Here is a 23684-nt window from a genome sequence, read left to right on the forward strand (position 1 = left end):
GAACGTTGACGTCACTTTCCTGGACCGTTCCGACGCGGTCCTCGGATCCACGGTGACCCACGAAGGGCTCATCCTGACCCCGGTCGAGGTCCCTACGGCCAAAGGATGATCCATCCGCTCTTGCCGCGATGATGATGGAGCTCTTGTGATCAAGTAGCTCGTCGGCGTGCCCCACCATCGCCAAGACGCGAGTATGACCGCCGCGGTCGTGAGTAGCCACCAGAGTTCGTCCATCCCAGGCGGAAAGGCCCACGGGCCGAAGTAGAACATCATGCCCATAACTGCTGCCGTGACGATCGCCGCCAGGTCCGGGTACACGGAAGCCTCCGGCGACGGGGGGGCGCTGGAGGCTTCCGGCTGGATGGTGTCGATGGACGTCGACACCGCTTTGGGTGTGGTTCCGGACACTACCGGGCTGTGGCCGTCACCGGATACCTAACCATCGGCTGTTTCTTCGAGCTCAGGGGTGACTGCCCGCGCGTCTCAGCGTGTCTTTCTGTTGCGGAAAGCGAAAGCGTGAGTTAGTGTTTCCGTCATGGAAACCGACACCGCATACTCCGCCCGTTCCGCCCTGCGAGACGCCGCCGGCGCACGGGTGGACATGGCACGCAAGAGCCTCTTCACCACGGGCGACTACCTCGCAAGCGCGGTCATCGGCGCTGCCTTGGCGGTGCAGGGGGCAGCCCAGCTCGCCGACGGTGCCTGGGCCTATGCACTGATGGGATTCTCGATGGTGATCCTCGCCGCGGTCCTCATCCACACCATGTGGCGGACGTCGCGGGCCGGCATCACATCGCGGTGGTCGACGTTGACCGCGGTCTCCCGGGGTCCGGTGGCGTTGCTCCTGCTGGGGGTGCTGGTCTTCTTGGCGTCCCTGCCGGTACGCGACGTCTTCGACCTCACCGCGTGGGTCCCGGTCTACGCGGTCCTGGTGACCATCGTGTGCCTGGCAGCAGGCACCTGGTGGATGTCTCAGCTGGCACGGCGCGAACTGGCCGACGCGCAGCGGGAGCTGGTCGACGCCGAACGGGACCTGGCCCGGTTCGGGGCGTCGTGAGCAGCGCCCGGTTCGACGACACCATCCACGCGCCCCTGAGGCTGCGCATCTGCGCGATGCTCGCCCAGGCCGACGCCGTCGAGTTCGCCACTCTGCGCGACCACCTCGATGTCGCCGACTCCGTCCTGAGCAAGCATCTCAAGACCCTGGTCGAGGCCGGCTATGTCAGGCTCGACAAACCCACCGGCGGCGGCGGCAAGATGCGCACCTGGGCCAAGCTCACCCGGCTGGGTCGTCAGGCCCTGGAGGGTCACCTCAGCGCGCTCCGGGAGATGGTCGAGGCGGCCCGCGCCGGTGTCCCCTCGTCCGCCCAGATCGTCACCGAATGATCACTCCGGACGGAGATCGCCGTCCTCGCTCAACAGCTTGGCCGTCCTTGAGGATGTGCCTGCCGATCGAGTCGAGCGCGCATCCAGATCCTCGACTCGCATTCCGATACCGAGGGCGGGCGGTATGAGCAGCGATGTGCTGTTCGTATCTGCGAGTGCATCGGTCAGTTCGAGCGTGTAGGTGCCTGAGGTCCCGGCCTGGCACGGGTCGGCCGATCGCAGCCGGGTGACGCCTCGTCGATCTGGTGTCATGTGCTGGTTCGTGGGCGCATCCGTCCGGTTTGGTGGGCCCAGATGGCGATCTCGACACGGTTGCGGGCGTCGAGTTTGGTCATGAGGCTGGCGATGTGGGTTTTTACCGTGGAGAGGGTGATGTACAGCTGGCTGGCGATCTCGCTGTTGCTCAGGCCCCGCGCGACCTTGATGAGGATCTGCTCCTCGCGTTCGGTGAGCGGCGCGAGTGGCTGGGGAGGTGGTGCGGTGGGTGCTGTTGCGGCGAAGGCCTCCAGTAGCCGCACCGTGACGTTGGGGGCGATCAGGGCGTCCCCGGCTGCTGCGGCGCGGATCGCCTGGGCGAGCAGTTCCGAGCCGGCGTCTTTGAGGAGGAAGCCCTTGGCGCCGGCCCGCAGTCCGGCGAAGACGTACTCGTCGCGATCGAAGGTGGTGATGAGGACCACTGCCATCGGGTCGTCTACGCCGGGGCCGGCGAGCACCCGGGTCGCTTCGATGCCGTCAAGGCCGGGCATGCGGATGTCGAACAGGCAGACATCGGGTCGCAGGCTCCGGGCGAGTGCGACCGCTTCGTTGCCGTCGACTGCCTGACCCACGACCTCGATGTCTGGCTGCGCGTCAAGGATGATGCTCAATCCTGTCCGCACGAGTTCCTGGTCGTCGGCGATGAGCACTCGGATGATCATGGTGCCCATCCAACACGAGGGAGCACCGCGGTCACGGCCCACCCGCCTGGCGCTGGGCCGGCCTGGCAGGTGCCGCCGAGCAGTGCGGCCCGCTCGACCATGCCGAGGATGCCGAAGCCGGGCGTCGGTGTTGCGGCGACGTCGCCGTCGTTGGTCACGCTCAGCCGCACCCCGGTCTCGTCTGCCTCCACGAGCACGTCGACACGGGTGACCTCCCGTGCGTGACGTAGGGCGTTGGTCACCGACTCCTGCGCGAGCCGGAACACCGCCGCGGCCACGGGCGGGGGGATGCTGCCGTCCTCGCCCGTCACCTTCACGGTGACCCCCGCCCCGCCCGGCCTGGTCCCGGCGAGTTGTTCGATGTCCCTCAACTGTGGGCTTGGCGCGAGCTCCGCCGTTTCGCCCTGCCGTAGAACTCGCACCATCGACCGCAGTTCGCTCAGCGTTGTCGCTGCCTCCTTCTCGATCACGTCCAGCGCGTCCTGTGCTGCGCGCGGGTCCCTTGCCCCCACCGCGAGGCCGGCCTGGGCACGGATCGCGATGGCCGAGATGTGGTGGGCGACCGTGTCATGCAGGTCACGGGCCAGGTGCTCACGTTCCAGCATCCGGATTCGGTCGAGGTGACGCTGCCCGGACTCGGCGCGGTAGCGCACCGCCACACCCAGCAAAGCGACCGAGAGGAGCAGAGCGAACCCGCCGATCAGGTCGTCGAGACTGCCTCCGGAGACGAAGAACAATGCGAGGATCGCCAGGAGGATGCCCGACGCGATCATCAGATCCCGCCCCGAACCCCAGCGAAACAGTGCGTAGATCATCACCGTGACGAACAGGCCCGTATACAAGTTCGAGTCGGGCAGCAGCAGGTCGATCGGCACCATCACGACCAACACGATCAGGAGCATGAGCAGCGGCCTCGTGCGGCGCCACAGCACGGTCGGCAGCACGACGAGCAGCGAGAGCACCACGGGCAGGGGCTGCGGCAGGTCCGTTCTCAGGCTGCCCTCCACCAGCGCCAGGACGGCGAGGACAGCGACCAGAACCCAATCCCGCCAGACCCGCCGCGGCGGGGGCGGCACGGCGCTCGGCGCACTCCACGCGGAACGCAGGAGCCCGATCACCCTCTCATCATACGAACACACCACGAACCGTCACCCGTTCATCGGCCCGGCGGTCCGACGCCGGATGAGTAGCTCCGCCACGAAACTGTTGATCACGAAGCCCGCGGCAACCAGCCACGTCTCACCGGAGGCGTCCACTTCGCCGAAGGTCAGCGTCCACAACGTGAACACCAAAGCCTGGGTCCCACCTGAGACGGCGATCGCGTAGGCGCGCGTCATCCATGCCGCGTGCGCAGCGAAGTCGCGACGCTTGATCGCGATCACTGCCTGCACAAGAACACCAGCCATTGCTACGGCGAAGACGAGACGAACCATCGCCGATGCGAGCTCCTCAGTGGGGCCACTGAAGACAACCGCGAGCCAGGCGGCCGACAGCGCCGCGAAGAGTCCAGCAGGGATCAGGACACGGCCGGCGCGACGATGCCAGGAGCGCCGATTGCGTAATGCCGGGGAGAACTGGAAGGCGCCGAGACAGCAGAACACGCTCATCGCCACGATGTGCACACCGATCGGCGCCGCCGAGGCCAAGGGAAGTGCGCTTGCGGGGTCGGCGCTCACCTCCCTCAGGCGAAGCACTCCGCCGAGCACAGGGAGTGCACTGAGCAGCAGCAGTCCCGTGATCTGCAGCCATCGGCTCCGCGATCGCTGCCGATCCTCCTTGCGCTCGGCGATCGGAGTGGTGGCAGTCATCTGGTGGGACATGACTTGATGCTCGCCTGGTTCACGGCTCCAGACATCAGGATTCCGGACGAGCCCAAGACCGTACTTTCGGCGAGCAAATCCAGACCTCCCAGCCGATGACCGGGCGTATCTGAGGCGACCAGTATCGAATCATGACAACCCACACCACCACGACCGCGGCCGAAGCCAGCAGTCCTGCATTCCCATCGATCCGCACCACACAACCAAGGAGTACCCGATGAGAACACCCCAACACACCGCACTGGAAGACCGATCGATACCGGTCAAAGCCAAGCTTGCCGCCGCCTGGACCAGCTTCATGTTCCTCTACGTCTACGTGGACATCCTCGCTTTCTACAAGCCCGGCGTCGTCGACGACATCCTCGTCGGCGTCGTCTGGGAGTTCGACATCACCCAGACCTGGGCGATCACGGCGCTGACCCTCCTGGCGATGCCGATCCTCATGATCGTGGCGTCGATGACTCTGCCCGCCCGAGCCAACCGCATCACCAACCTCATCGTGGCCTCGGTCCAGGTCCCCTTCGCGGCTTTCAACGCGGCAGGCGAGCTGGGCCAGTCGTGGATGTACTTCTACTTCCTCGGAGTCGCACTGGAGCTGATCGTTCTCGCCCTCATCCTGCGCTACGCCTGGACCTGGCCCCGCACCGCACCCTCGGCCCCCCCGTCGACCAGCCCGAGACCGTGAGGCGCTTCGCCGGCCTGAGCAAGGTCAACCTGACAGCCGATCGGCTGGGACGGCCGGTCACTCCCGACCCAGCAGCCGCTGTGAAACCCGCTCCTCAGGGCAGCAAACGCTGGTGGCGCAGTCATCGGCCTCACGAAAGGCAACCGTGAGAACCCCCGAGCCTGAATCAGTTCGTCGCGGCGCCGGTTCCACTGCAAGAGTGACTCTGATTCCTCAACTCACCACGGCTGGGGTGATCGGAGTCTGGGCGGCGGCCGCTGTGCCGATGGCCCTGCTCGCGTGGGTGATCGCACCGCTGCTCGCATCCATGTGGACCTCACCCGTCGCCCTCGCGCAGTCCCTCATCCTGCTCTTGACTGCGGGCATGGTCTGGCAGTTTGCGCTGGTCCTGATCCTCGTCTACAGGGAACAACGAACGTTGAGGTGGTCAGTTGTCCGCGACGTACTGTGGCTGCGGGCGCCACGCAACCCCAAGACGGGCCGCCGCGGGGGACGTATGTGGCTCATCGCCCCGATCGTCGTCACGGCGTTCGCACTCGAAGAGTTCCTTCCGTTCGGGATCGCCCCCGCAGCCGGACGTGACTTCGGTGCCTTCCTCGGCTCCACCGAGGGACAGGAGATGCTCTCTGGCTCGTGGCTGTGGCTGGGAATCCTGCTCGTCTTCTTCGTCTTCAACACCGTGCTGGGTGAGGAGCTGCTCTTCCGGGGCTACTTGCTCCCCCGCATGAACGGCGTCTTCGGGCCGCGGGACTGGATCGCCAACGGAGTTCTCTTCGCCGTCTATCACCTCCACGTCCCGTGGATGATCCCGATCACACTCATCGACACATTCATCCTCTCGCTCCCGGCTCGCCGCTACCGGAGCGCCCTCATTGGAATCATCGCCCACAGCGCACAGAGCTTGGTCCTCTTCGTTCTCGTGCTGATGCTCTTCTGGCCATTCAGGTAGCGCACCACCCGAGATCGGAGCAGCCAGGCCAGGACGCGCGACCCTCAACGGACGATCCGCCTAGGAAGCGGCGGCGCATGAACGATCCTCCCCGAGCTATATGGCGGCAAGATACTGGGGGGCGCCGCCACCACGCTGATCGGGGCCGGCGGCGCCGGTTCGGTCGTCAATGTCGAGCTCCACAGTGAAGCCGGACGCCCTGCCCCCGGGGCGGACTGCTCGGTGCATACCTAACAGGGTCCTGGCGGGGTGTGTCATAGCCGTGACTACGGTTGGAGCGCTGATTCAAGGTCTGGTGAGTGGTGTGATGCGGCTGTCCTCACCATGCGTCGATCAGTCGAGCGGGAAGTGTTTGGTCATCCACGCCCCTGAGCGGCCCAGAGTCCGGCCGATCGCAGCTGATGACACCCCGTCGGCCTGGAGGCGGCGCACCACGGTCCCCAGATCTTTCCCTGCTGTCGTCAGCTCCGTGCGTTCCTCGTCGGTCAGCTGCCGGTATTTGGTTGACATCAGTCCCGGTCCACGATCGCGTAGCGGCCAAAACCAGAAGGGTCCCCGACCTGTCGGGTCATGTCCTATGCCCTGTCCTGGTCGGTGAGCCCGCCGACGTCGAAGGGGTCGGCGGCGTTCCTGCGTCGGCGGATGGTGGTCTTGCTGAGGCCGGTGGCTGCTGCGGCGTCGCGGACGCTCAAGGCACGGGTTTGTTCCACGGCCTGCCGCGGATCGGTGTATCCGTGGGCCTGCACCAGGGTGGCCAGCTGGTCGGCTCTGGTTGAGACCATGGCGCGGACCCCCGAACGCCGCGCCTGGGCCCGTGACTCCCGCACCGTTTCGTAGTCTTGCGTGGCGCGGATTGACGCGATCGCCTCTTCGCGCATGGCATCCAGCCGCGACGCGTCCTGGTAGGCCTGCAGGTGGCTGGTTCGGTGCGGTTCCATCAGCATCCGGTCCCTGCCCTGCTGGCGGAGCCCGTCGGGGTTGGGCTGGTGGTTGGTGATGTGGCTGTAGGGCGTGGTGTGTCGGCCGGTGTTGGTGGCGACGCTGACGGTTTTGGGGTTGGCGCGGATGACGCGGTACCAGCGGCGGCTGACTTCGACTAGGTCGCCGGGGTTGATGGTGCTGCTGTCGTGGTGGGTGGCGTCTCCGGTGGCGATCTGGTCGGCGCGGATCTGGCGCCAGTAGGCGAGTTGGTCGTTGATCTGGGCGAGTTGGTCGGTGAGGTGCTCGCGGCGGTCTCCGGTGGCCGGGGCGGCGGTGTCGCCGATGGCTTGGCCGGTGCCGGGGTGCCGGTGATGGGTGTGGGTTTGTCCGTCGATGTGACGTTGCAGTGCTCGGGCGTCGGCTTCGAGTGTGTCGATGCGGTTGGCCACGGTGGTCGGGTTGTAGCGGGCCCCGGTGGTGTGGGTGGCGGTCTCGGCACGGCACTGCGCTTCTTCGGCCTGGTGGTGGGCATCGAGCGCTGAGGTGAGCGCCGCCTGGGCGCGCTCGGCGGCGCGGCGGTGGCGCTGCTCGGAGTGGTGGCCGATCTTGATCGGCTCCCCCATCGGGGGCAGCTTCCCAGCCGCGACGTCGGCGGCAATCCACGCCCCGTCAGCGGCGACGGCGGCGCGGTCGGCCTGCTCCTGCAGATGGTTGGTGCGCTGCTGTTGGCGGACGATCCTGTCGGCCTCCACTGCGGCGACGCTACGGGTGCGGTCGTCGATGTCGAGCTCAACAGTGAACCCAGCCTCGCGTAGCACCTGGGCGGTCCGCTCGATGCGTGCCCGGTTGGGGCGCTGGTCGCGGGTCCGTGGCAGGTACCAGGCCCCCAGGTCTCGGCCCCAGCGCCACTGCTGCGTCTTCAAGATCTCGGCGGATCCGTCACCGCGGCTGGTGCCCCACACGAGGGTTCCTTCTGCTGCGCTGTGCACGATGATCAACGACATCACTTCGCCCCTTTCCCGGGCAAGTCTGGGAGCTGGTGAAACTCCCCTTGTGGATGAACTCCACCCTAGCCGCGGCCACCGACAACACGCCCGCGTGGGCCACCACCCCGCCCCGGGTAGGGGGACGGGGTGGTGGGTTGCAGGCGGATGGCCACCAGTTCGTCGTGCAGTCGGATCGCGACTTCGCCGAAGTCGACCCCGGCCTCCCGTCTTGGCAGGTGTTCTTGCGGGATGAACGTGTTCGAGGGTTCCCGGCCGGACACAACGCGGATCTCGCGGCGTCTCGTGGTGACGTACTCCTGCACCATCCACTCGGCGAGGAATAGTTCGGCGAGGAATCCGCGGCCGGGACCGCGATCACTTCGAGGAGGCGCAGGCGACCGTGCACGACCGACCCGCTTAGCTTAGGAGCGCCGTGGGGAGTGGTTTGGCCCGGATTCCGTGAGGGAGGCCAGTGCAGTCATCGCGGAGGTCTCGATCGTCGCGATGACATCGAGCAGCTGACTCGCTTTGGCGAGATGGTCCGGGCTACCCGTGGCACCTGCTTTCTCGATGAGTTCGGCAACGCTCGTCCAGAGCAGCGCGGATTCGGCGAAGAGACCCCTTCCCTGCTCCACGAGGTCCGCGCCCGGCTCACCTTCGAGAAGTCCCTGGCACTCCGTCAGGAAGTCTCGATACAGGTTGCGGAACAGTGCGCCTCCGGTCCCCGCGCGTTCCATCATCGTGGCGATGACGGCGAGATCGCGGCCGGGGTCCTCGACTCGGTCGAACCACGACTGCACGCGCTTGGCAGCTGTGCGGATTCCTCGGCTACCGAGGTTGGCGATCGGCGGCGCTAGAAAGTCCTCAGCGCACGCAGTGATCGCCGGGATGATCGCCGGGATGAGGTGCCCGCCATACGTGTTCGACGCCGCCGCCTTCACGGTGAAGGACCGGTGGCGTGCCGACATCGGCCCGCGTGCGGCTCGCGCCCTGGCCAGGCTCTCCAGACTCGTGGACACGGCTCCGCCCTGCTGTGCGGTGTCGACCAGATACGCCCGCTCGGCGTCGTAGCCGTACATGGCGACGACGTGACCGGCGAAGTGCACCCGGGATCCGAAGTACTCCAGGTCATGGCTGTCGAGCTGTAGCCCTACGGGGATCCCATCGTCGATCGAGGAGCGGACCTGGTCCCAGGCCTTTCGTGCGGAGATGGTCTCATCCACGCGCAGCTCGAGCCCCAGCCGTTGGGTCAGGTTCTGGGCGAGCACGAAGGGTTTCACCCTGCCGCCCAGGAAGGGCAGCTCCTGCTGCTTCGAGTCCCAATAGATGAAGGACAACCCGCTCCCCAGCCCGAAGAGCATCGGTTCGGATAGGTCGAGTCCGGCGTGTCGAAGGAGCGCGCCGAGCGCTGACGTCTCGCAGTGCGCGCCGCCGGCCGTGGAGACGCCGTCGATGATCCTCTTGTCGGGTGGCTTGAGCTCGGCCTTGTCACTCATCGGATACCGGGACTCGTTCGGCGAGCCACGACCTTTCCGCCTCCAGGAGGCTGAGGGAGTAGGAGAAGACTTCACGCGCGGGGCGTAGGAGGGGTGCTTGCGACCGTTCGGCTTCCTTGACTAATGCGATCCTGGCCTCGAGCTGAGTCAGCCTGCTGCGTAGCGCCTCGTCGTAGGCGGGCTCCGAGATCAGCGGCAAGTTGGCAAGTCCGACGAGGACCGGATGTGGGGCCGCCTGAAGATCAGCGATGAACGCAACGGCTTCATCTGCTGCGATCTGTCGCCCCTCCGCAGTGGCCTGGAACACCCGCCGAGACTTCACGCCAGAACGGCCCTCGGCGGCCTCGACGAGGCCAAGCTTGTCCAGCTTGGCGAGCACGTAGTAGATCGATGAGAAGCCGATATCCGTCCACTGTCTGATGCCGCGCTCCTCGATCACCTGCTCCAGGTCGTAGCCGTGCCGGGGCTGCTCAACGATCAGGCCCAGCACGGTCAATTCGGCGGGAGTCACCTGCCTATTCTAGCGCTAGAATATCTGCCAGTGGAGACCCACCTGGGGACCGGCCAGGCGCATTCGCCCCCAGCTGAGGCCCGCCGGGACGGTGGTGTCAGATCTCGTCGACACTCGACCCGCCGGCGGTGCCAATGGTGCTCACGGGCGTCGACAATCGGTGTCCGCCCAGACCGACAGAATCACGAGGATCTCCGATTCGCGGTGTAACCGCTGCTTCCTCGGGGCATCCAGTTTCGTCACGGAGCCAGCCGTCGATGATGGCCACGTAGGGGATCGATCCATTCGGGAGCCGCGCTTCGGCGGTGTCTTGTGTGGTTCTGGCCAGGCGGAGTTCAGTGCGGCAGTGACTGTTCGGTAATCGACCCGTGCTTGCGTTGCAGGGCGCGGATCGAGATTCCGGCGCGGGCGTGACGGCGGATGGCGGCATGCTGCGCAGCGCGAGACCCACCCGAATCGCTCAAACCCTGCGGAGTGTCCCTCACCGCGGCCGTAGGTGCCTGACGGTCACGCCGTGCTGCTCGGCCAGTCTTTGGGCGATCAAGGAACGGTGGCAGGCCGCGGGATCGCGCTCGACGCAGAACACGGCCGCTGCTCCGGTACTCGGCAGCACCGACATGATCGACTCAAGGTCGGCGTGGTCGAGGATCTCAGCGGTGTAGCGGCCGACGTATGAGGCTGCGAGCTCTCGACGGGCGCGCTTCCCGACGCCCTGCCGGGCGTCCTCGGCATACTGAAGCTGTCGCAGTTCAGTGGTGGGGGCCAGCTCGCGGTGGTGCCGGTACGCGATCCCGGCTGCGGCAAGCGAGACCTGCAAGCGCTGCGAGTTGGCCCAGGCGTACTCGGTACCTCGGACGCCGCGACGCTGTCGCACATCGAGCAGCATGCTGACCCCGCTCCTGTTCAGGCTGGCCAGAAACGATGAGGCATCGAAGCCGTAGACGCCGATAGTCCTGAGCTGGTGCATCACGGTCACCTTTCCCTGCCTAGCTGCCCGCGCCGCCGGCGAGCGGTGCGGGCAGCAGGGGTCGCTCAGGCGACCGCGGTCCCTTCCAGCTCGATCATCTGGCCGGGGATCGCCAACCGAGTCACGCCGAGCATCGTGGTGGTCGGGGCTACCTGGGCCGCTCCCAGCCGCGACGCCAGCACCGCGTAGTGCTGGAAGAGCAGATCGACGTCGGTGGTGTAGATGTTGAGCCGCACGAGATTGGCCAGTGACATGTCGGCCGCGGCAAGCACCGCCTCCAGGTTGTCCAAGCTCAACGCAACCTGTGCTGCCATGTCTCCCTCATGCTGGGGAGTTCCGTCGGCCCCCATCGCAGTCTGCCCAGAGCAGTACAACGTCCGGGTGTAGCCAGCGACCACCTCGCCCTGGTTGAACCCCATCTCCACCGACCACGTCACCGGGTTGACGGCCACTCGTTCGATTGCCATATCAGCTCCAATCAGATTCCATCGGGAGTTTGCCCGTTCGCGCGTCGCCGCAGTCCGGCGACGCTTTACCACCCTGACACTCAATTACGACACCTTGTGTCAGGTATTGGGTAGCGTTTCCGTCGTGCGAGCTGACCGCCTGGTGTCTTTGATTCTTCTGCTGCGTCAGCGCGGCCAGTTGACCGCGGATGCCCTGGCCAGGGAGCTCGAGGTGTCCCCGCGCACCGTCATGCGCGACATCGAGGCGCTCTCCGCAGCTGGCGTCCCCGTCTACGCCGAACGTGGCCGGCACGGTGGATACTCGCTGTTACCGGGGTTCCGGACCGAGCTCACGGGCCTGAACCACGACGAGGCCCTCGCGCTGCTCACCGCCGGCTCGGGGCCAAAGGAGCAGCTCTTTGGACTCGGAACGGCTCTCGCCTCAGCGATGCGGAAGATCGTTGACGCGCTCCCCGAGGGCCACCAGGTCGCCGCGAATAGCGCGGCACAACGATTCCTCGTCAACCCCGAGACCGACCTTCTCTCCCGTCGCCTGAGCCGAGACGAGTTGCCCGACGCCACGTTGATGGTGGTGCGACGCGCGGTTCTCGCCGGACGCAAGTTGCGGATCCACTACGTCTCACGGGGGCAGCCACCCCAGTGGCGCACAGTGGACCCGATCGGCCTGGTCACCGTGCGAGACAAGGGCTACCTCTTGGCCACCGAATCCGGCACCGACCGGACCATGCGAATATCGCGGATCCACGCGGCCGAAGAGCTTGCCGAAGGAGCCCAGCGACCAGATCAGGTCGACCTCGAACACATCTGGGCACAACGGTGCGCCGAGTTCCTGTCCGAGGGCCACATCCCCGTCCAGGTGCGGGTGAACCCGGCACGCCGGGATGACCTGCTCGACATGGCCGAAGCCGTTCGCGCAGAGGAGCCCGAGGCAGACGGCTGGCTACGACTCGAAGTCACCTTCCAAGATCTCTGGCACGCCGAGTGGGCGCTGTGGCAGCTCAGCACCAACGTTGAAGCGCTTGCCCCGCCCGAACTACGCAGATCCCTGCACACTCGGGCAGACGCAGTCGCCCACCGCTACCGAGACCCCGCTGAGCCCGACCCACTTCAGGAGTGATGTGAAAGCTCACCTTCACCGGCGTTCGAAACGAACCCCCACTCGGGCGTTGAACGAGACCTCGCTAGCCATGGGGCGAACCCCTGCGGGGGGGGTCCACCCGGGCGGGAGATCTTTAGTCGGGTAGGCGCATGAGCATGATGACGTGTTCGAAGGTGTCGGTGCCGGTGAGTTTGATGGGTTTGCCGGGGATGTTGAATTCGATGGTGATGGTGTCGCCGTGGGTGTGGTTGATGCCGTCGAGGAGGTAGGCGGGGTTGATGCCGCCGGTGAACGTGTCGGTGTGGTGGGTGTCGGCGGTGATGGTGGGGGCGTCGGCGGTGCGGTCGCGGGTGCCGGGGGCGATGGTGACTTGGTTGGTGTTGATGATGAGTCGGGCTGGGGTGTTGCGTTCGGCGAGGACGGTGGTGAGGGCGTGGGCGCGGTCGGCGGCGTCACGGAACGCGGTGCGGTCGAGGGTGGCTGTGGATGCGTTGGTGAGGTTGAACAGGTGGGTGACGCGGGGGTAGTCGCCGTGGGGGTGGAGGATCCGCACGGTGAGGGTGCCGCTGGTGAGGGTGATCCACTGGTTGGTGTCGTGGCCGTCGGTGCCGAGGATGATCTGGGTGCCGTCGCAGAAGGGCAGCAGTTTGGCTAGGAGGGGGCCGGGCAGCAGGATCGTCTGGTTGCTGGTGCCGTGGGCGTCGATGGTGCCGCGTGAGAGTCGGTAGCGGTCGGTGGCGAGCATCGTGACCTGGGTGTCGGTCAGGGTGGTGTGCACGTGGGTGAAGATGGGCAGCAGCTGGTCGGTGCCGGCGGCGGCGACGACGCGGGTGAACATGGCGGCGAACTGGTCACGGTCGGCCACGTGGGTGCCGGGGGTGGCCTGCGGGATCGTGGGCAGTGTGGCGTCGGGAGCGACGGTGATGGGCAGGCTGTAGCCGCCCACACCGAGGGTGGCCGTGTCGCCGGTGATGTCGATGTCGACGCTCAGCTGGTCGAGCTGGCGCTTGCTGGTGCCTTTGACGGCCGCCGGCAGGATCTTCGACAGTTCGGCCCAGGGCACCATGACGCGGCCGCTACCGGTGACGGTGGCCGGCAGGCTGACTGTCACCGCAGCGCCCGCATCGGCAGCAGTGACTGTGAGTGCTCCGTCGCCGGCGGCGAGCTCGACGTGCGGCAGCATCGACCGGGCGCCGCCGGCCAGCAGCCCGGTGGCCTTCAACGCGGCCAGCAGATCCCGGTAGCCGGCCTTGACGGTCGAGTCGACGGCAACAACAGCGGTAGCGATAGACATGAGAACCCCTTCCAGGTCCTGGTCGGGGGCTGGTGAGACCCCCTTGTGGATGACCCCAATCTATCGGCCCCCACCGACCAAAACCAGAGCTGACCCTCCACCCCGCCCCGGGTAGGGGGTCGGGGTGGAGGGTCAGCTTCTCTCCCCTCTGGCTAGGGGCTTCGTCTTCGTCTGGGTATTAACCGGTTAATTCCGGCGGGGCGCTGGGAGGGGCTGGGGTGCTGGTCTTGTCGGGTGTGGCTCGTAGGGTCCGGGCATGACGACGAAGCGTTCCCAGTTCGGTTCCTTGGCCGACCGGCTGGGGTTGTCGACGGCGACGCCGGCGGCCGCGGGGGTGGGGGTGGTGCGGCATGTGTGGGTGGATGCGGTGGTGCCTGGGTTGGTGATGGATCGGCGTAGGGATGGGGCGGGGTGTTGGGAGGGGTTGGTGGTGTGGGTCCGTGACGGGCGGTGCTGTCAGGAGTGGATCCCGGGGGCGCGGATCTCCACGGTCGCGGTGGACCGCTAGACGCCCGGGGGTGAGTCACGATGACTCACCCCCGGGCGTGTTGGGCTCAGTGTTGGTTGAGGTGGTGGTCGAGTCGGCGGCGGGTGTCGGCGACTCGTTGCCAGGCGCGGGTGAGGGTTGCGGTGGCGGTGTCGACGTCGGCGCGGGCGGCTTCGATGTCGGCGCGTAGCTGCATTCCGCGGTCGTTGCCGCGGCCAGCTACGGGTATGGCTTGGGTGATGTCGTGGGCTGTGGTGACCAGCTGGGCGGTGCGGTCACGGATCAGGGCGTTCGGCGCGCTAGAGAGGGGGTGGGTGGCGTCGCCGGGCACGGCCAGCAGGGGCCGGCCTATCGCTGTGGTCCAGGTGGTGGTGTTGAGGGCACCGGATCGGGCGGCGGCTTCACCGATCACGGTGCCGCGCGCCAGGGCGGCGATGATCCGGTTTCGGGCCTGGAAGGTGTAGCGGGTGGGGGTGGTGCCGGGGGGCATCTCGGAGATGAGTGCCCCGCGGGCGGCGATGCTGCGTGCCAGGTCGTGGTGGGCGCTCGGGTAGGGCCGGTCCAGTCCGCTGGGGAGCACGGCGATGGTGGGGCCACCGACTTCGAGGGCGCCGCGGTGCGCGGCTGCATCTATCCCGAACGCCATGCCCGAGATCACGCTGAAGCCGGCCGCGGCGATGCCGGCGGCGAGACCCTCGGCGACGTGTAGGCCGGCGGTGGTGGCGGCGCGGGCACCCACGACGGCCACGCCGGCGGGCAGCTCGTCGAGACGGGCACCCACCACCCACAACCCGAACGGGGCCCCCGTCTGCCCGCCCACCTCCACGCCGTCGAGGTCGGAGAGCTGGGCCGGCCACTCCGCGTCACCGGGGATGACGAACCGGGCCCCCACCTCGGCCCCGGCAGCCACAACCCGCCGAAGGTCGATGGTCGCCGCGGCGCGGCCCCAGCGGCTGTCACGGTCGGAGAGCAGCCGGCTCCAAGTGTCGACAGCGCCACGGTGAGCCACCTCAGCCACCAGCCCCGGGGCACCCAACGGGACCAGCGCACACAACCCCATCCGGGCGGCACGCTCATCAACAGCAACGATCGGGAAAGCATCAACAGACATCAGAGGATCTCTCTTTCATAGAGCAGCGGGCCGTGGTGAGCAGCCCTTGAATGGATGACTCCAACCTAGCGGCAGCCACCGACAAGAACCCGTCATCCCTCCACCACCCCGCCCCGGGTAGGGGGTCGGGGTGGTGGAGGGTCTAGGCGACGGCGGTGTTCTTGGGGCGTGGGTTGTTGATGGTGGTGGACGGGTCGTATTCCTGGCCGCGTATCCAGGAGCTGCCGGCGGCCAGGCCGGTGTAGCGATCGACGTGGGCCCACTGTGCGCATTCGCCGATCACCGGGCAGTCGTCACACAGTTCGAGCACGGAGCGGGCAGCCTCAGCGGCGGCCGCACTGGTGGGCGCGTTGGCGTGCCTGATTTCGGCGTCAGTCCACCCGGTGCCAGGTACTGCGCAGTTGCCCTCGAGGGCGAGCAGCCCCGCCAGGTCGGTGGCCTGACGCTGGCGCCAGATTCGATTCAGCAGGTGGGTCCGCCAGACTCGACGGTTCTTCAGCAGGGGCCGACGGGACGTCACTTGGCACCCCCTCGCGGCGTTGGCTTGTTGCGTGCCAGCCACACGCCCCACACCACGGCGATGATCAGCAGCGACACCACGGGGATGATCCGCGCCCAGTCGAGGCCGGCTCCCCCAGCGCCAGGTATCGCCAGGACCGGGGTGGCTGCGGCTGATGCCAGCACGTGGTGTTCCACCAGCCAGGCGGCGGCCGCGGGTGTCCGTGAAGCGGCGATCCCGACAGCGGTGGCCAGGACGGCTGGCCCGGCCAGTAATCCGACCAGGATCAAGGTGGTGGTGTCGTCGTCGAGCTGTCCTTGCGTGTTCACAGTGCTCCTTCCGTTTCGTATGAGGCTCGGCGGCTGGTGACGCGCTCACCGAGATTCAGTCCCACGGCTCCGGTGTTGTCGTCGTCGTCGCGCCAACACAGCAACACCGAGGTGGGATCCATGGGGTCTTCCTCTGGCTCTTCGTCGACGGTGACCCAGTACCCCGGTTCGAGCTCCACCAGGTCGCCGATGGACAGCACCAACGGGTCCACATCGACTTGCGCGCCGTAACTGTCCGAGAAACCGGCTACCTCACCGAGACGGTCATCGGCCGGCGACTCCTCACCGTCGCCGGACGTGTCACCTCGAGCCATGTAGCCGCGTGCGGAGATGGGGATCCCGAACATCGCCATCGGCGACGACATCTCCCGGGCGCGAGCCGAGTCGGCTGCCACGTTGGTGATCGGGTCCAGATCCGGCCGCGCCTCAGCCGGCACCCAATCGGCTGCACACCATGCCGTGTACTCCGACCCGGCCTGCGTGACCTCATCGTCTGTTGGCGGAACAATCAGCAGCCGGCCGTGCCGGCGCATCGCCTCATCGGGCATCAGCCCTTCGAGGATCGCGAGCTCGTCCTGGTCCAGCCGGCGCCGGGCCCTGCGCGGGTCAGGGACACGGTAGGTCTGGATCTCGACTGGCCTGTTGTTGTCGTCGATGGTGGTGGCGCGGCCGCGGCAACCCCGCGGGACGGTGGTTCCGACGTTGGGGTCCTGGTACATCATCATCGCGCCCTGCGGGCTGAGTCGTCCCATCGAGATCCGGCAGCGGAAGTTGTCTCGCATGTCCCCGCCGAAGTACTCGGCGTCTGGGCGTTGGGTGGCGAACAGCAGGTGCACGCGCGACGATCGGCCTTTGCGGGCGATCGAGGCAACTTTCTGCAGGACAGGCGGCTTGGTTGGCATTCCTTTGACCTTGACCATGGCGTACCAGTCGGTCAGGTTGGCCCGGAAGTCTGACCACTCGTCGATGAACAGCATCAGCGGCTCGAAGTCGTCTTCGCTGGCCTTGCCGGCCACGATCAGCTGGTAGCGGTGCTCCATCACTTCGTGGGCCCTGCTGATCACGGCAATCTGCTGCTCGACGGTGGAGGCAACCGTCTGCACGTTGGGCCAGTCCCTCCATCCCAGGAACTCGATGGCTTTCCCGTCGACCACCCACACCGGCCACCCCCACTGGGCAACCGAGGCAAGGATGTTGTGCTCCAGGACCGTCTTGCCCGTGCCCGGGGCACCGACCACCATCAGGTTCGGATCCACAGCTGGGCGCCAGCTGAGCGTGTTCCCATCCTCGTCGACACCGAAGTCGATGCTCACCTTGTCGTAGGTGGCTAGGACATCGCGCTTGGTGTCGACGTCGGCTCGGGGAAGCCACACCGTCGACGGGAACGGTGGCCTCAGCTCGAAGATGACCTTGTCGTGCTCCAGGTCCCACTTGCAACGCCACCGGCCCTGATGCACGTACCCGAAGGTCCGTTCGATCTTGGCCCGGTAGCCCCCGCTCGAAGCGACCTTCGTGGTGGGAATGTGCCGTACCTCGAACGAGGCCACGTCACCGTCGCCGGCGGTGCGGACCGCGGCCACCCGCGCCCCTGCTCCCAGGAGGTCTGCGATGGTGCGCGACACTCGCTGTTCGACCGGGTTCGCCTTGGTCACGTCGCGGGTCACCAGGACCACGCGACGGGTCCGCCGATCGTGCTCGAGGATCGAGGCAGACACTTCGAGCCGTCGCTGGGTGACATCAAGGACGCCCTGCTTCCAGGTCGGGTCGCCGTCCTTGGCTATGGCGTCGTAGCGAATCACCACCTTGCCCGGCGTGCCCGGCCAGCCTCTCCAGCCGCGCGTGACCACCGTTGCCCTGGGCCCGATCAGAGGGACGAGCCCTTCCTCAAGCGACAGGTGGAGCCCTCGACGCTCCTGGTCACGATGCCCAAGGACCCCGACCGAACCCGCGACCAGGATCCCGCCGGCCCCAATCCAGCCGGCCCAGTCCCCCATCCCGACCATCGGCGCCACAGCTGCAGCACCCACCCCAACGAGCCCCCAGGTCAGGGCCTGGGGGACATAGCTACTGCTGGTGCTCACAGCCATGAGATGGCCTCCTCATCCATAGAGGAGGCCACCAGATGGGACCGACCGTGACCGGCCACCATCGATCCACGCCTCACACGACCGCGGAAGACCCACGCATCCCAATGGAAGCGCTATATCAAGCTCCATATAGGGCCCTGTATAGGGGGTGTGCTCCGCTACCCCCGACATATAGGGCCTATACGCCGGCCGCATAGCTGGTCATATAGCGGCTGGCGATCCACTCCCGATGTCTTGCCCTGTCGCGCCTCGTTGACCCCCCGGAGAGACTGGCATGAAACGACCCGACGAAGGAGGAAGCGGATTCATGCCAACTCAACGGTCGGTACGTCCTCAATCCTCCCGTGCAGAGCTCATCTGTGTCGAGATGCGCTCTACTTTGTATAAACGGGGCTCTATACAATAGAGATCACAAAGTAGGGGCATCGCCCGTTGTCAGCGACACTTTGGACATGGTTTCTCATCAAGAGTTCGGCGCATGAGTCCGCGACGGAGGATCCGGGTCAATCGTGAGCGGTGGCGTGCGCAGCAGGCCATCCGATTGTGCTCGGGCTGCCCCGTGGTCAAGGAGTGCCGGCAGTGGACATGGATTGACCGTTACACGGGTTTGGCTGCGGGCAGTTCGTGGGTGCGTGGGTCAGAGTATGACGCGGCGACGACCATCAACAATTCGCGGCTGAGACATGCCATGGCGGCGACCCATCAGCCCAATCCCACTCCACCAGCTCACCGGCGAGCCGAAAAACGAAAACAGGCACAACAGAGTCAAGGGCTGGCGCCGCCCCCCGAGCGCCAGATACGCCGGGACATCAGAACCTCAGTTCTCTAACCGGACAAGGATTCATCGAGGGCGTCCCTGTTCCAGCAGTGGCGCCCTCACTTCATGTCAGGACGCACCGCCCGATATCTGGACCGCCTAGTTGCGGGAGGCGGGCAATGCACAGCAACTTTCTGAGATTTAACGTCGCGTCACTCTTCCCTCGCCGAAGCCTTGTAATTCCTCCCCGCGCCCCAAGACAGTTCCGAGGCATCGAAAACAGTCAAGACCCCTAGTCGTATTGTGACCCTATATTTCGTCCTGATCGAGTTCTTTCGAGCCATCCTCGAAGCCGCCGACCTAGACATGATCCGCACCAGTATCGACGCGACGATAGCTGCCCGCTCAAGAGTGCCTGCACCCCAAGTACTGCAAGAACTGCGACTCGTGAACTCCTCTCTGCCTGCTCCAAGCCAGATCGCGGAAGGACGCCTCCGCACCCAGAGTGAGGCTGAAGAGGAACTCCTGAGAGCTCTGCGCACGCTCGTGCCTACCATCTGGTCCGAGGCGCGTGTGAGCGGTCCCACATAGAACCAGCGATTGACACATCTTTGAGCATGGAGTATCGTGGGAGCGTGCACACAAAGCAGTGGGCATCAGAAGGGCTCGACCCATGAACCGCGAAACCGCCCGACACCGCCTCACCGGCGGGACCGGCCAGACCGCTGCGCCACTCGCCACCATCATGGACGTCGCGGCGCACGCCGGCGTGTCCCGCGGCACCGTCAGCCGCGTGCTTAACGGCTCGCCGAAGGTGAGCCCCGAGGCCCGCGCCGCGGTGGAGCAGGCCATCGATGCCACGAACTACCGCAGCAATCCGCACGCCCGCTCGCTCGCCTCGGGGCGAAGCAACGCCGTCGCGGTGCTCCTCACCCAGCCGCAGCGCGAGCTCTTCGAAGACCCCACCTTCAGCGTGCTGCTGCAGGGCGTCTCCGACGGGCTGGCCGGCAGCGACACCGCCCTCGTGCTGCTGCTGGCGGGCAACGAGGAGGAGCGCCGCCGCACCACGAAGTTCCTCGACTCGAGGCACGTCGACGGCGTGATCCACCTCAGCCCGCACGTCAACGACCCGATGCTGAAGGCGCTCCTGAGCGCCGACGTCCCGGTGGTGCTGTGCGGAGCGGTGCCGGACGGCCCGTCCCGCAAGCGCGTGTGGTCCGCGACCATCACCGACCGGCAGGGGGGCGCGGACGCCGGCCGGCATCTTGTGGAGCGCGGCGCGCGCCGGGTGGCGATCATCGCCGGCGCCCAGGACGAGCCCGGCAGCCTGGCCCGCCTGGCGGGCTTTCGGGACGCCCTGGGAGACGCCTTCGATGAGGCACTCGTCTACCACGGCGACTACGGGATCGAGTCGGGCAGGGCAGGCCTGGCCGCACTCCTCGATCGCGACGCCACCATCGACGCCGTGTTCTGCGCGTCCGACCGCATGGCGGTCGGGGCCTATCAGACGGCCCGAAGCCGGGGGCTGCGCATCCCCGACGATCTTCGGGTCGTCGGCTTCGACGGCCACGCCCTCGGCCTGGACCTGGCACCGCCGCTCACCACCGTCGCACAGCCCATCCGCGCGTTGGGCCGGGCCGCGGTCCAGATGCTCACCGAAGCCACCAACGGGGACGATCCGGGCAACCGGGTCTTCGCCACTGAACTCATCGTCCGCGCCAGCTCGTGACCCACCACCAGAGGAACCAGCAAGGAGAAGCCATGTTCCCATCCCCAGCGCTCAAGAGGCGCACCCTGCTACTGGGCGGCCTCGGCCTGGGCGCCGCGGCCGGATTGTCCGCGTGCGGCAGCGGTCAGCCCGATCCCAGCCTCGTCACCGTCGGCTCGTACCAGTCCGACGACGCCCCCAGGAGAGCCTTCGCCGACATGATGGCGGGCTTCGACGGCGGGGAGGTGAAGATCAACACCGTCGACCACGAGACGTTCAAGCAGGGGATCAACAACTACCTGCAGGGACGTCCCTCCGATGTCTTCACCTGGTTCGCCGGCTACCGTGCCCGCTACTTCGCGCAGAAGGGGCTGGTCGGCGACATCTCCGACGTGTGGAGCCAGGTGCAAGGCATGCCGGACTCCATGAGGGTGTCGTCCAGCGCCACCGATGGTCGACAGATCTTCATGCCCAGCACCTACTACCCCTGGGCCGTCTTCTACCGCCCGAGTGTCTTCGCCGAGCGTGGCTACAGCGAGCCGACGAACCTCGACGAGTGGGTCACCCTCAACGAGCAGATGCTGAGCGACGGCCTGACGCCGATCGGGTTCGCCAACAAGGACGGCTGGGAGGCGATGGGCACGTTCGACATGCTCAATCTGCGGCTGAACGGCTACGACTTCCACGTCTCGCTCCTGGCCGGCGATGAGGCCTGGGACGGCGAGGCCGTGAAGCGGGTCTTCCGGATGTGGAACGATCTGCTGCCCTTCCATGAGGAGGCCGCGCTCGGCCGGACCTGGCAGGAGGCGGCCCAGGGGCTCCTGCAGAAGAGGACGGGTACCTACCTCATGGGCATGTTCCTCCAGCAGCAGTTCGCCACGTCGGAGGAGGCCGCAGATGACCTGGACTTCTTCGTCTTCCCGGAACTGGAGTCGGCCATCGGGGCGAAGGTCGTCGAGGCTCCCGTGGACGGATTCATGATGGCCGCGCAGCCCAGGAATCCCGAGCTGGCGAAGGCGCTGATGCTCTACCTCAGCACTCCAGAGGCGGTGAGCCACTCGGTCAAGGCAGATCCCAGCGTGATCGCGGCCACCTCCGCGATCGACCAGTCCGGCTACTCGAGGCTGCAGAAGAAGGCCGTGAAGCTGGTGGAGGAGGCCGAAGCCATCTCGCAGTTCCTCGACCGTGACACGCGCCCGGACTTCGCCGCCACCGTCCTCGGGCCCGCCTTCCAGTCGTTCATCCGGGAGCCCTCCTCGATCGACTCCATCTTGCGCAGCGTGGAGCGCCAGAAGCAATCGATCTTCCCCAACTGATGCGAACCACGAAGGAGCGCAAAGTGTCAACTCAATCGTCACCACTCCAGACCTCGCGCTGGGACCGAATCACCCCCGTCCTCATGGGCGTCATCCCCACCCTGATCGTCGTCACGTTCGTCTGGTTCCCCGCTCTGTTCACCGTCGTACTCTCGTTCACGAACTGGGACGGCATCGGCGCGCTGCGGGACATCACGTTCAACGGCCTCCAGAACTACATCGACATCGCCACCATCTACCCGCCCTTCTGGCCCGCCATGTGGCACAACGTGCTGTGGCTGGTGGGGTTGTTCCTGGTGTTCACCCCGCTGGGGATGTTCCTCGCCGTCCTTCTGGACAAGGAGATCCGGGCCAGCCGCTTCTACCAGACGTCGTTCTACCTGCCTGTCGTCCTGTCCGCGGCCCTCATCGGGTTCATGTGGCAGCTGATGTACAGCCGGGACCAGGGTCTGCTCAACATGCTCTTCGGCACGCAGATCGACTGGTACGGCGACCCGTCCATCAACCTGTGGGCCGCGATCGTCGCCAGCGGGTGGCGGCACACGGGCTACGTGATGCTGCTGTACCTAGCCGGCCTCAAGGGCATCGACCCGTCGCTGCGCGAAGCTGCGCAGATGGACGGGGCAAACCAGCTCCAGACCTACCTGCGGATCGTGTTCCCCGTGATGCGTCCGATCAACATCATCGTCATGACCATCACCTTCATCGAGGGCCTGCGGGCGTTCGACCTGGCCTGGGTCATCAACCGGGGCACCAACGGCCTTGAGCTGATCTCCACCCTGGTGACCACCAACGTCGCCGGCGAGGCCAGCCGGATCGGGTTCGGTTCGGCACTCGCGACGATGATGCTCCTCTTATCGTCGATTTTCATCATCCTCCAACTCCGCGTCGTCATGAAGGGAGACTCCTGATGAGCGCCTCAACCATGGAACTCACTAAGCGGCCACTCACCCCGTCCCGCATCGTCCTCCACGTGTTCCTGCTCGGCATGGCGCTGCTCTGGCTGTTCCCGATGCTGTGGGCGCTGTTCAACTCCTTCCGTGACTACGGCTTCACGATGGAGAACGGGTACTTCAGCTTCGGCGGGTTCACGCTGGACAACTACCTCAACGCGTGGGAGCGGGGCGGCTTCAGCCTCACGTTCCTGAACTCCGCCTTCATCACCGTCACCGCGGTCATCTTGACCCTGGCCCTGTCGGCGAGCGCCGCCTTCGTGTTGGCCCGGTTCAGCTTCAAGTTCAACTTCGCGATGCTGGCGCTGTTCGTCTCGGCGAACCTCCTGCCGCCCCAGGCGCTCCTGGTGCCGATCTACCGCATCTTCCGGGCCATCCCGCTGCCGTACTGGATCTCTGATTCGGGGTCGCTGCTCGACTCGCAGATCGGCGTCATCGTCATCAACATGGCCTTCCAGACCGGTTTCTGCACCTTCGTGCTGAGCAACTACATGAAGACGCTCCCCGCGGCGATCTACGAGTCGGCCAGCCTCGACGGCGCTTCGGTCTGGTACCAGTTCTGGGGCATCACGCTGCCGCTGGTGCGCCCCGCGCTCGCCGCCCTGGGCACGCTTCAGGTGGCGTGGATCTACAACGAGTTCTTCTGGGCGACGGTGCTGCTCCAGACGGGGGACAAGTTCCCGGTCACCAGCTCGTTGAACAACCTCAAGGGCTCCTTCTTCACCGACTACAACCTGCTGTCCGCCGGTTCGATTCTCGCCGCGCTGCCGGTGCTGATCGTGTTCTTCGTGCTGCAGAAGCAGTTCGTGGCTGGCCTCACCTTGGGCTCCGTCAAGGACTGACAACAACGGGGTTGACAGAACCAAGGAGGCGCGGGGGGGCGGCGGCAGCGCGGGGGGGGCCCCCCCCACGGCGCCCGCCCCGCGCGCCCCCACCGAG

The 23684-nt window shown here is 66.5% G+C and carries 25 protein-coding genes; 11 read left to right on the forward strand and 14 right to left on the reverse strand.

What is annotated here, in order from left to right:
* The first annotated feature begins 271 nt into the window (after positions 1 to 271).
* The 3 genes from H5398_RS15310 to H5398_RS17545 all read left to right on the forward strand — a co-directional run bounded on the left by H5398_RS15310 (position 272) and on the right by H5398_RS17545 (position 1386).
* A complete protein-coding gene (locus H5398_RS15310; protein WP_182800644.1) occupies positions 272 to 439 on the forward strand; it encodes a hypothetical protein in 168 nt (55 codons plus the stop codon).
* A gap of 96 nt (positions 440 to 535) precedes the next feature.
* The gene (locus H5398_RS15315) at positions 536 to 1057 is read left to right on the forward strand and encodes a hypothetical protein (protein ID WP_182800645.1); all 522 of its coding nucleotides are present in this window, start codon (positions 536 to 538) and stop codon (positions 1055 to 1057) included.
* On the forward strand, positions 1054 to 1386 hold the full coding sequence (locus H5398_RS17545) for a transcriptional regulator (RefSeq protein WP_182800646.1): 333 nt from the start codon (positions 1054 to 1056) through the stop codon (positions 1384 to 1386). Before H5398_RS15315 ends, H5398_RS17545 begins: the two co-directional genes overlap by 4 nt.
* Positions 1387 to 1634: 248 nt before the next feature.
* Here H5398_RS17545 and H5398_RS15325 read toward each other — a convergent pair whose 3' ends face one another.
* Genes H5398_RS15325 through H5398_RS15335 form a run of 3 tightly spaced genes read right to left on the reverse strand, consistent with a single transcriptional unit; the run spans position 1635 to position 4123 of the window.
* Positions 1635 to 2303 (reverse strand): response regulator transcription factor, encoded by a 669-nt coding sequence (locus H5398_RS15325; RefSeq protein ID WP_182800647.1) that lies wholly within the window; start codon positions 2301 to 2303, stop codon positions 1635 to 1637.
* The gene (locus tag H5398_RS17935) at positions 2300 to 3421 is read right to left on the reverse strand and encodes a histidine kinase (protein ID WP_182800648.1); all 1122 of its coding nucleotides are present in this window, start codon (positions 3419 to 3421) and stop codon (positions 2300 to 2302) included. The genes H5398_RS15325 and H5398_RS17935 overlap by 4 nt, the downstream gene beginning before the upstream one ends.
* A gap of 30 nt (positions 3422 to 3451) precedes the next feature.
* The gene (locus H5398_RS15335) at positions 3452 to 4123 is read right to left on the reverse strand and encodes a DUF2306 domain-containing protein (protein WP_220489564.1); all 672 of its coding nucleotides are present in this window, start codon (positions 4121 to 4123) and stop codon (positions 3452 to 3454) included.
* Positions 4124 to 4340: 217 nt separating this feature from the next.
* On the opposite strand from H5398_RS15335, the gene H5398_RS15340 reads away from it, so the two are divergent.
* Positions 4341 to 4808: a DUF6326 family protein gene (locus H5398_RS15340; protein WP_182800649.1), complete on the forward strand. Its 468-nt coding sequence runs from the start codon at positions 4341 to 4343 to the stop codon at positions 4806 to 4808.
* 199 nt (positions 4809 to 5007) lie between these two features.
* On the forward strand, positions 5008 to 5757 hold the full coding sequence (locus H5398_RS15345) for a CPBP family intramembrane glutamic endopeptidase (RefSeq protein WP_220489566.1): 750 nt from the start codon (positions 5008 to 5010) through the stop codon (positions 5755 to 5757).
* A 333-nt stretch (positions 5758 to 6090) separates the two neighbouring features.
* Here H5398_RS15345 and H5398_RS15350 read toward each other — a convergent pair whose 3' ends face one another.
* The 6 genes from H5398_RS15350 to H5398_RS15375 all read right to left on the reverse strand — a co-directional run bounded on the left by H5398_RS15350 (position 6091) and on the right by H5398_RS15375 (position 11099).
* Entirely contained in the window at positions 6091 to 6267 is a 177-nt protein-coding gene (locus H5398_RS15350) for a helix-turn-helix domain-containing protein (RefSeq protein ID WP_182800650.1), read from the reverse strand.
* Positions 6268 to 6332: 65 nt separating this feature from the next.
* A complete protein-coding gene (locus H5398_RS15355) occupies positions 6333 to 7682 on the reverse strand; it encodes a DUF3560 domain-containing protein (protein WP_182800651.1) in 1350 nt (449 codons plus the stop codon).
* Between the two features lie 404 nt (positions 7683 to 8086).
* A complete protein-coding gene (locus H5398_RS15360) occupies positions 8087 to 9160 on the reverse strand; it encodes a BtrH N-terminal domain-containing protein (RefSeq protein WP_182800652.1) in 1074 nt (357 codons plus the stop codon).
* Entirely contained in the window at positions 9153 to 9671 is a 519-nt protein-coding gene (locus H5398_RS15365; protein WP_370586150.1) for a PadR family transcriptional regulator, read from the reverse strand. Before H5398_RS15365 ends, H5398_RS15360 begins: the two co-directional genes overlap by 8 nt.
* 481 nt (positions 9672 to 10152) lie before the next feature.
* Entirely contained in the window at positions 10153 to 10638 is a 486-nt protein-coding gene (locus H5398_RS15370) for a DUF488 domain-containing protein (RefSeq protein WP_182800668.1), read from the reverse strand.
* A 65-nt stretch (positions 10639 to 10703) separates the two neighbouring features.
* Entirely contained in the window at positions 10704 to 11099 is a 396-nt protein-coding gene (locus H5398_RS15375; protein ID WP_370586151.1) for a RidA family protein, read from the reverse strand.
* 130 nt (positions 11100 to 11229) lie between these two features.
* Between H5398_RS15375 and H5398_RS15380 the strand changes: the two genes are divergently transcribed.
* Positions 11230 to 12222, forward strand: a complete 993-nt coding sequence (locus H5398_RS15380) for a WYL domain-containing protein (protein WP_182800654.1) — start codon at positions 11230 to 11232, stop codon at positions 12220 to 12222.
* 115 nt (positions 12223 to 12337) lie between these two features.
* Here H5398_RS15380 and H5398_RS15385 read toward each other — a convergent pair whose 3' ends face one another.
* Positions 12338 to 13498, reverse strand: a complete 1161-nt coding sequence (locus tag H5398_RS15385; RefSeq protein ID WP_182800655.1) for a DNA polymerase III subunit beta — start codon at positions 13496 to 13498, stop codon at positions 12338 to 12340.
* A gap of 256 nt (positions 13499 to 13754) precedes the next feature.
* On the opposite strand from H5398_RS15385, the gene H5398_RS15390 reads away from it, so the two are divergent.
* Positions 13755 to 14006 carry a hypothetical protein gene (locus H5398_RS15390; protein WP_182800656.1) on the forward strand — a complete coding sequence of 84 codons (252 nt, stop codon included), beginning with the start codon at positions 13755 to 13757 and terminating at the stop codon, positions 14004 to 14006.
* Between the two features lie 46 nt (positions 14007 to 14052).
* Here H5398_RS15390 and dprA read toward each other — a convergent pair whose 3' ends face one another.
* From dprA to H5398_RS15410, 4 genes are all read right to left on the reverse strand, one after another.
* Positions 14053 to 15096 carry a DNA-processing protein DprA gene (dprA, locus tag H5398_RS15395; RefSeq protein ID WP_182800657.1) on the reverse strand — a complete coding sequence of 348 codons (1044 nt, stop codon included), beginning with the start codon at positions 15094 to 15096 and terminating at the stop codon, positions 14053 to 14055.
* Positions 15097 to 15238: 142 nt separating this feature from the next.
* Complete coding sequence (locus tag H5398_RS15400) at positions 15239 to 15616, reverse strand: hypothetical protein (protein ID WP_182800658.1); 378 nt, start codon at positions 15614 to 15616, stop codon at positions 15239 to 15241.
* Complete coding sequence (locus H5398_RS15405; protein WP_182800659.1) at positions 15613 to 15924, reverse strand: hypothetical protein; 312 nt, start codon at positions 15922 to 15924, stop codon at positions 15613 to 15615. The genes H5398_RS15400 and H5398_RS15405 overlap by 4 nt, the downstream gene beginning before the upstream one ends.
* Entirely contained in the window at positions 15921 to 18011 is a 2091-nt protein-coding gene (locus H5398_RS15410; RefSeq protein ID WP_182800660.1) for an FtsK/SpoIIIE domain-containing protein, read from the reverse strand. Before H5398_RS15410 ends, H5398_RS15405 begins: the two co-directional genes overlap by 4 nt.
* A 1430-nt stretch (positions 18012 to 19441) precedes the next feature.
* Here H5398_RS15410 and H5398_RS15415 point away from each other — a divergent pair.
* Genes H5398_RS15415 through H5398_RS15430 form a run of 4 tightly spaced genes read left to right on the forward strand, consistent with a single transcriptional unit; the run spans position 19442 to position 23587 of the window.
* On the forward strand, positions 19442 to 20497 hold the full coding sequence (locus H5398_RS15415; RefSeq protein ID WP_182800661.1) for a LacI family DNA-binding transcriptional regulator: 1056 nt from the start codon (positions 19442 to 19444) through the stop codon (positions 20495 to 20497).
* 32 nt (positions 20498 to 20529) lie between these two features.
* The gene (locus tag H5398_RS15420) at positions 20530 to 21792 is read left to right on the forward strand and encodes an ABC transporter substrate-binding protein (RefSeq protein ID WP_182800662.1); all 1263 of its coding nucleotides are present in this window, start codon (positions 20530 to 20532) and stop codon (positions 21790 to 21792) included.
* A gap of 23 nt (positions 21793 to 21815) precedes the next feature.
* Entirely contained in the window at positions 21816 to 22703 is an 888-nt protein-coding gene (locus H5398_RS15425) for a carbohydrate ABC transporter permease (protein ID WP_220489570.1), read from the forward strand.
* Complete coding sequence (locus H5398_RS15430; RefSeq protein WP_182800664.1) at positions 22703 to 23587, forward strand: carbohydrate ABC transporter permease; 885 nt, start codon at positions 22703 to 22705, stop codon at positions 23585 to 23587. Before H5398_RS15425 ends, H5398_RS15430 begins: the two co-directional genes overlap by 1 nt.
* Positions 23588 to 23684: the final 97 nt, after the last annotated feature.

The organism is Tessaracoccus sp. MC1679 (assembly GCF_014164775.1).
GTDB lineage: Bacteria > Actinomycetota > Actinomycetes > Propionibacteriales > Propionibacteriaceae > Arachnia.

Bases quoted from the DNA above. Each gene is read 5' to 3' on its own strand.
- H5398_RS15385 (WP_182800655.1), bottom strand. From the start codon at position 13,498: ATGTCTATCGCTACCGCTGTTGTTGCCGTCGACTCGACCGTCAAGGCC.
- H5398_RS15315 (WP_182800645.1), top strand. From the start codon at position 536: ATGGAAACCGACACCGCATACTCCGCCCGTTCCGCCCTGCGAGACGCC.
- dprA (WP_182800657.1), bottom strand. From the start codon at position 15,096: ATGTCTGTTGATGCTTTCCCGATCGTTGCTGTTGATGAGCGTGCCGCC.
- H5398_RS15410 (WP_182800660.1), bottom strand. From the start codon at position 18,011: ATGGCTGTGAGCACCAGCAGTAGCTATGTCCCCCAGGCCCTGACCTGG.
- H5398_RS15360 (WP_182800652.1), bottom strand. From the start codon at position 9,160: ATGAGTGACAAGGCCGAGCTCAAGCCACCCGACAAGAGGATCATCGAC.
- H5398_RS15325 (WP_182800647.1), bottom strand. From the start codon at position 2,303: ATGATCATCCGAGTGCTCATCGCCGACGACCAGGAACTCGTGCGGACA.
- H5398_RS15420 (WP_182800662.1), top strand. From the start codon at position 20,530: ATGTTCCCATCCCCAGCGCTCAAGAGGCGCACCCTGCTACTGGGCGGC.
- H5398_RS15310 (WP_182800644.1), top strand. From the start codon at position 272: ATGCCCATAACTGCTGCCGTGACGATCGCCGCCAGGTCCGGGTACACG.
- H5398_RS15430 (WP_182800664.1), top strand. From the start codon at position 22,703: ATGAGCGCCTCAACCATGGAACTCACTAAGCGGCCACTCACCCCGTCC.
- H5398_RS15340 (WP_182800649.1), top strand. From the start codon at position 4,341: ATGAGAACACCCCAACACACCGCACTGGAAGACCGATCGATACCGGTC.
- H5398_RS15335 (WP_220489564.1), bottom strand. From the start codon at position 4,123: ATGTCCCACCAGATGACTGCCACCACTCCGATCGCCGAGCGCAAGGAG.
- H5398_RS15390 (WP_182800656.1), top strand. From the start codon at position 13,755: ATGACGACGAAGCGTTCCCAGTTCGGTTCCTTGGCCGACCGGCTGGGG.
- H5398_RS15350 (WP_182800650.1), bottom strand. From the start codon at position 6,267: ATGTCAACCAAATACCGGCAGCTGACCGACGAGGAACGCACGGAGCTG.
- H5398_RS15415 (WP_182800661.1), top strand. From the start codon at position 19,442: ATGAACCGCGAAACCGCCCGACACCGCCTCACCGGCGGGACCGGCCAG.
- H5398_RS15370 (WP_182800668.1), bottom strand. From the start codon at position 10,638: ATGCACCAGCTCAGGACTATCGGCGTCTACGGCTTCGATGCCTCATCG.
- H5398_RS15355 (WP_182800651.1), bottom strand. From the start codon at position 7,682: ATGTCGTTGATCATCGTGCACAGCGCAGCAGAAGGAACCCTCGTGTGG.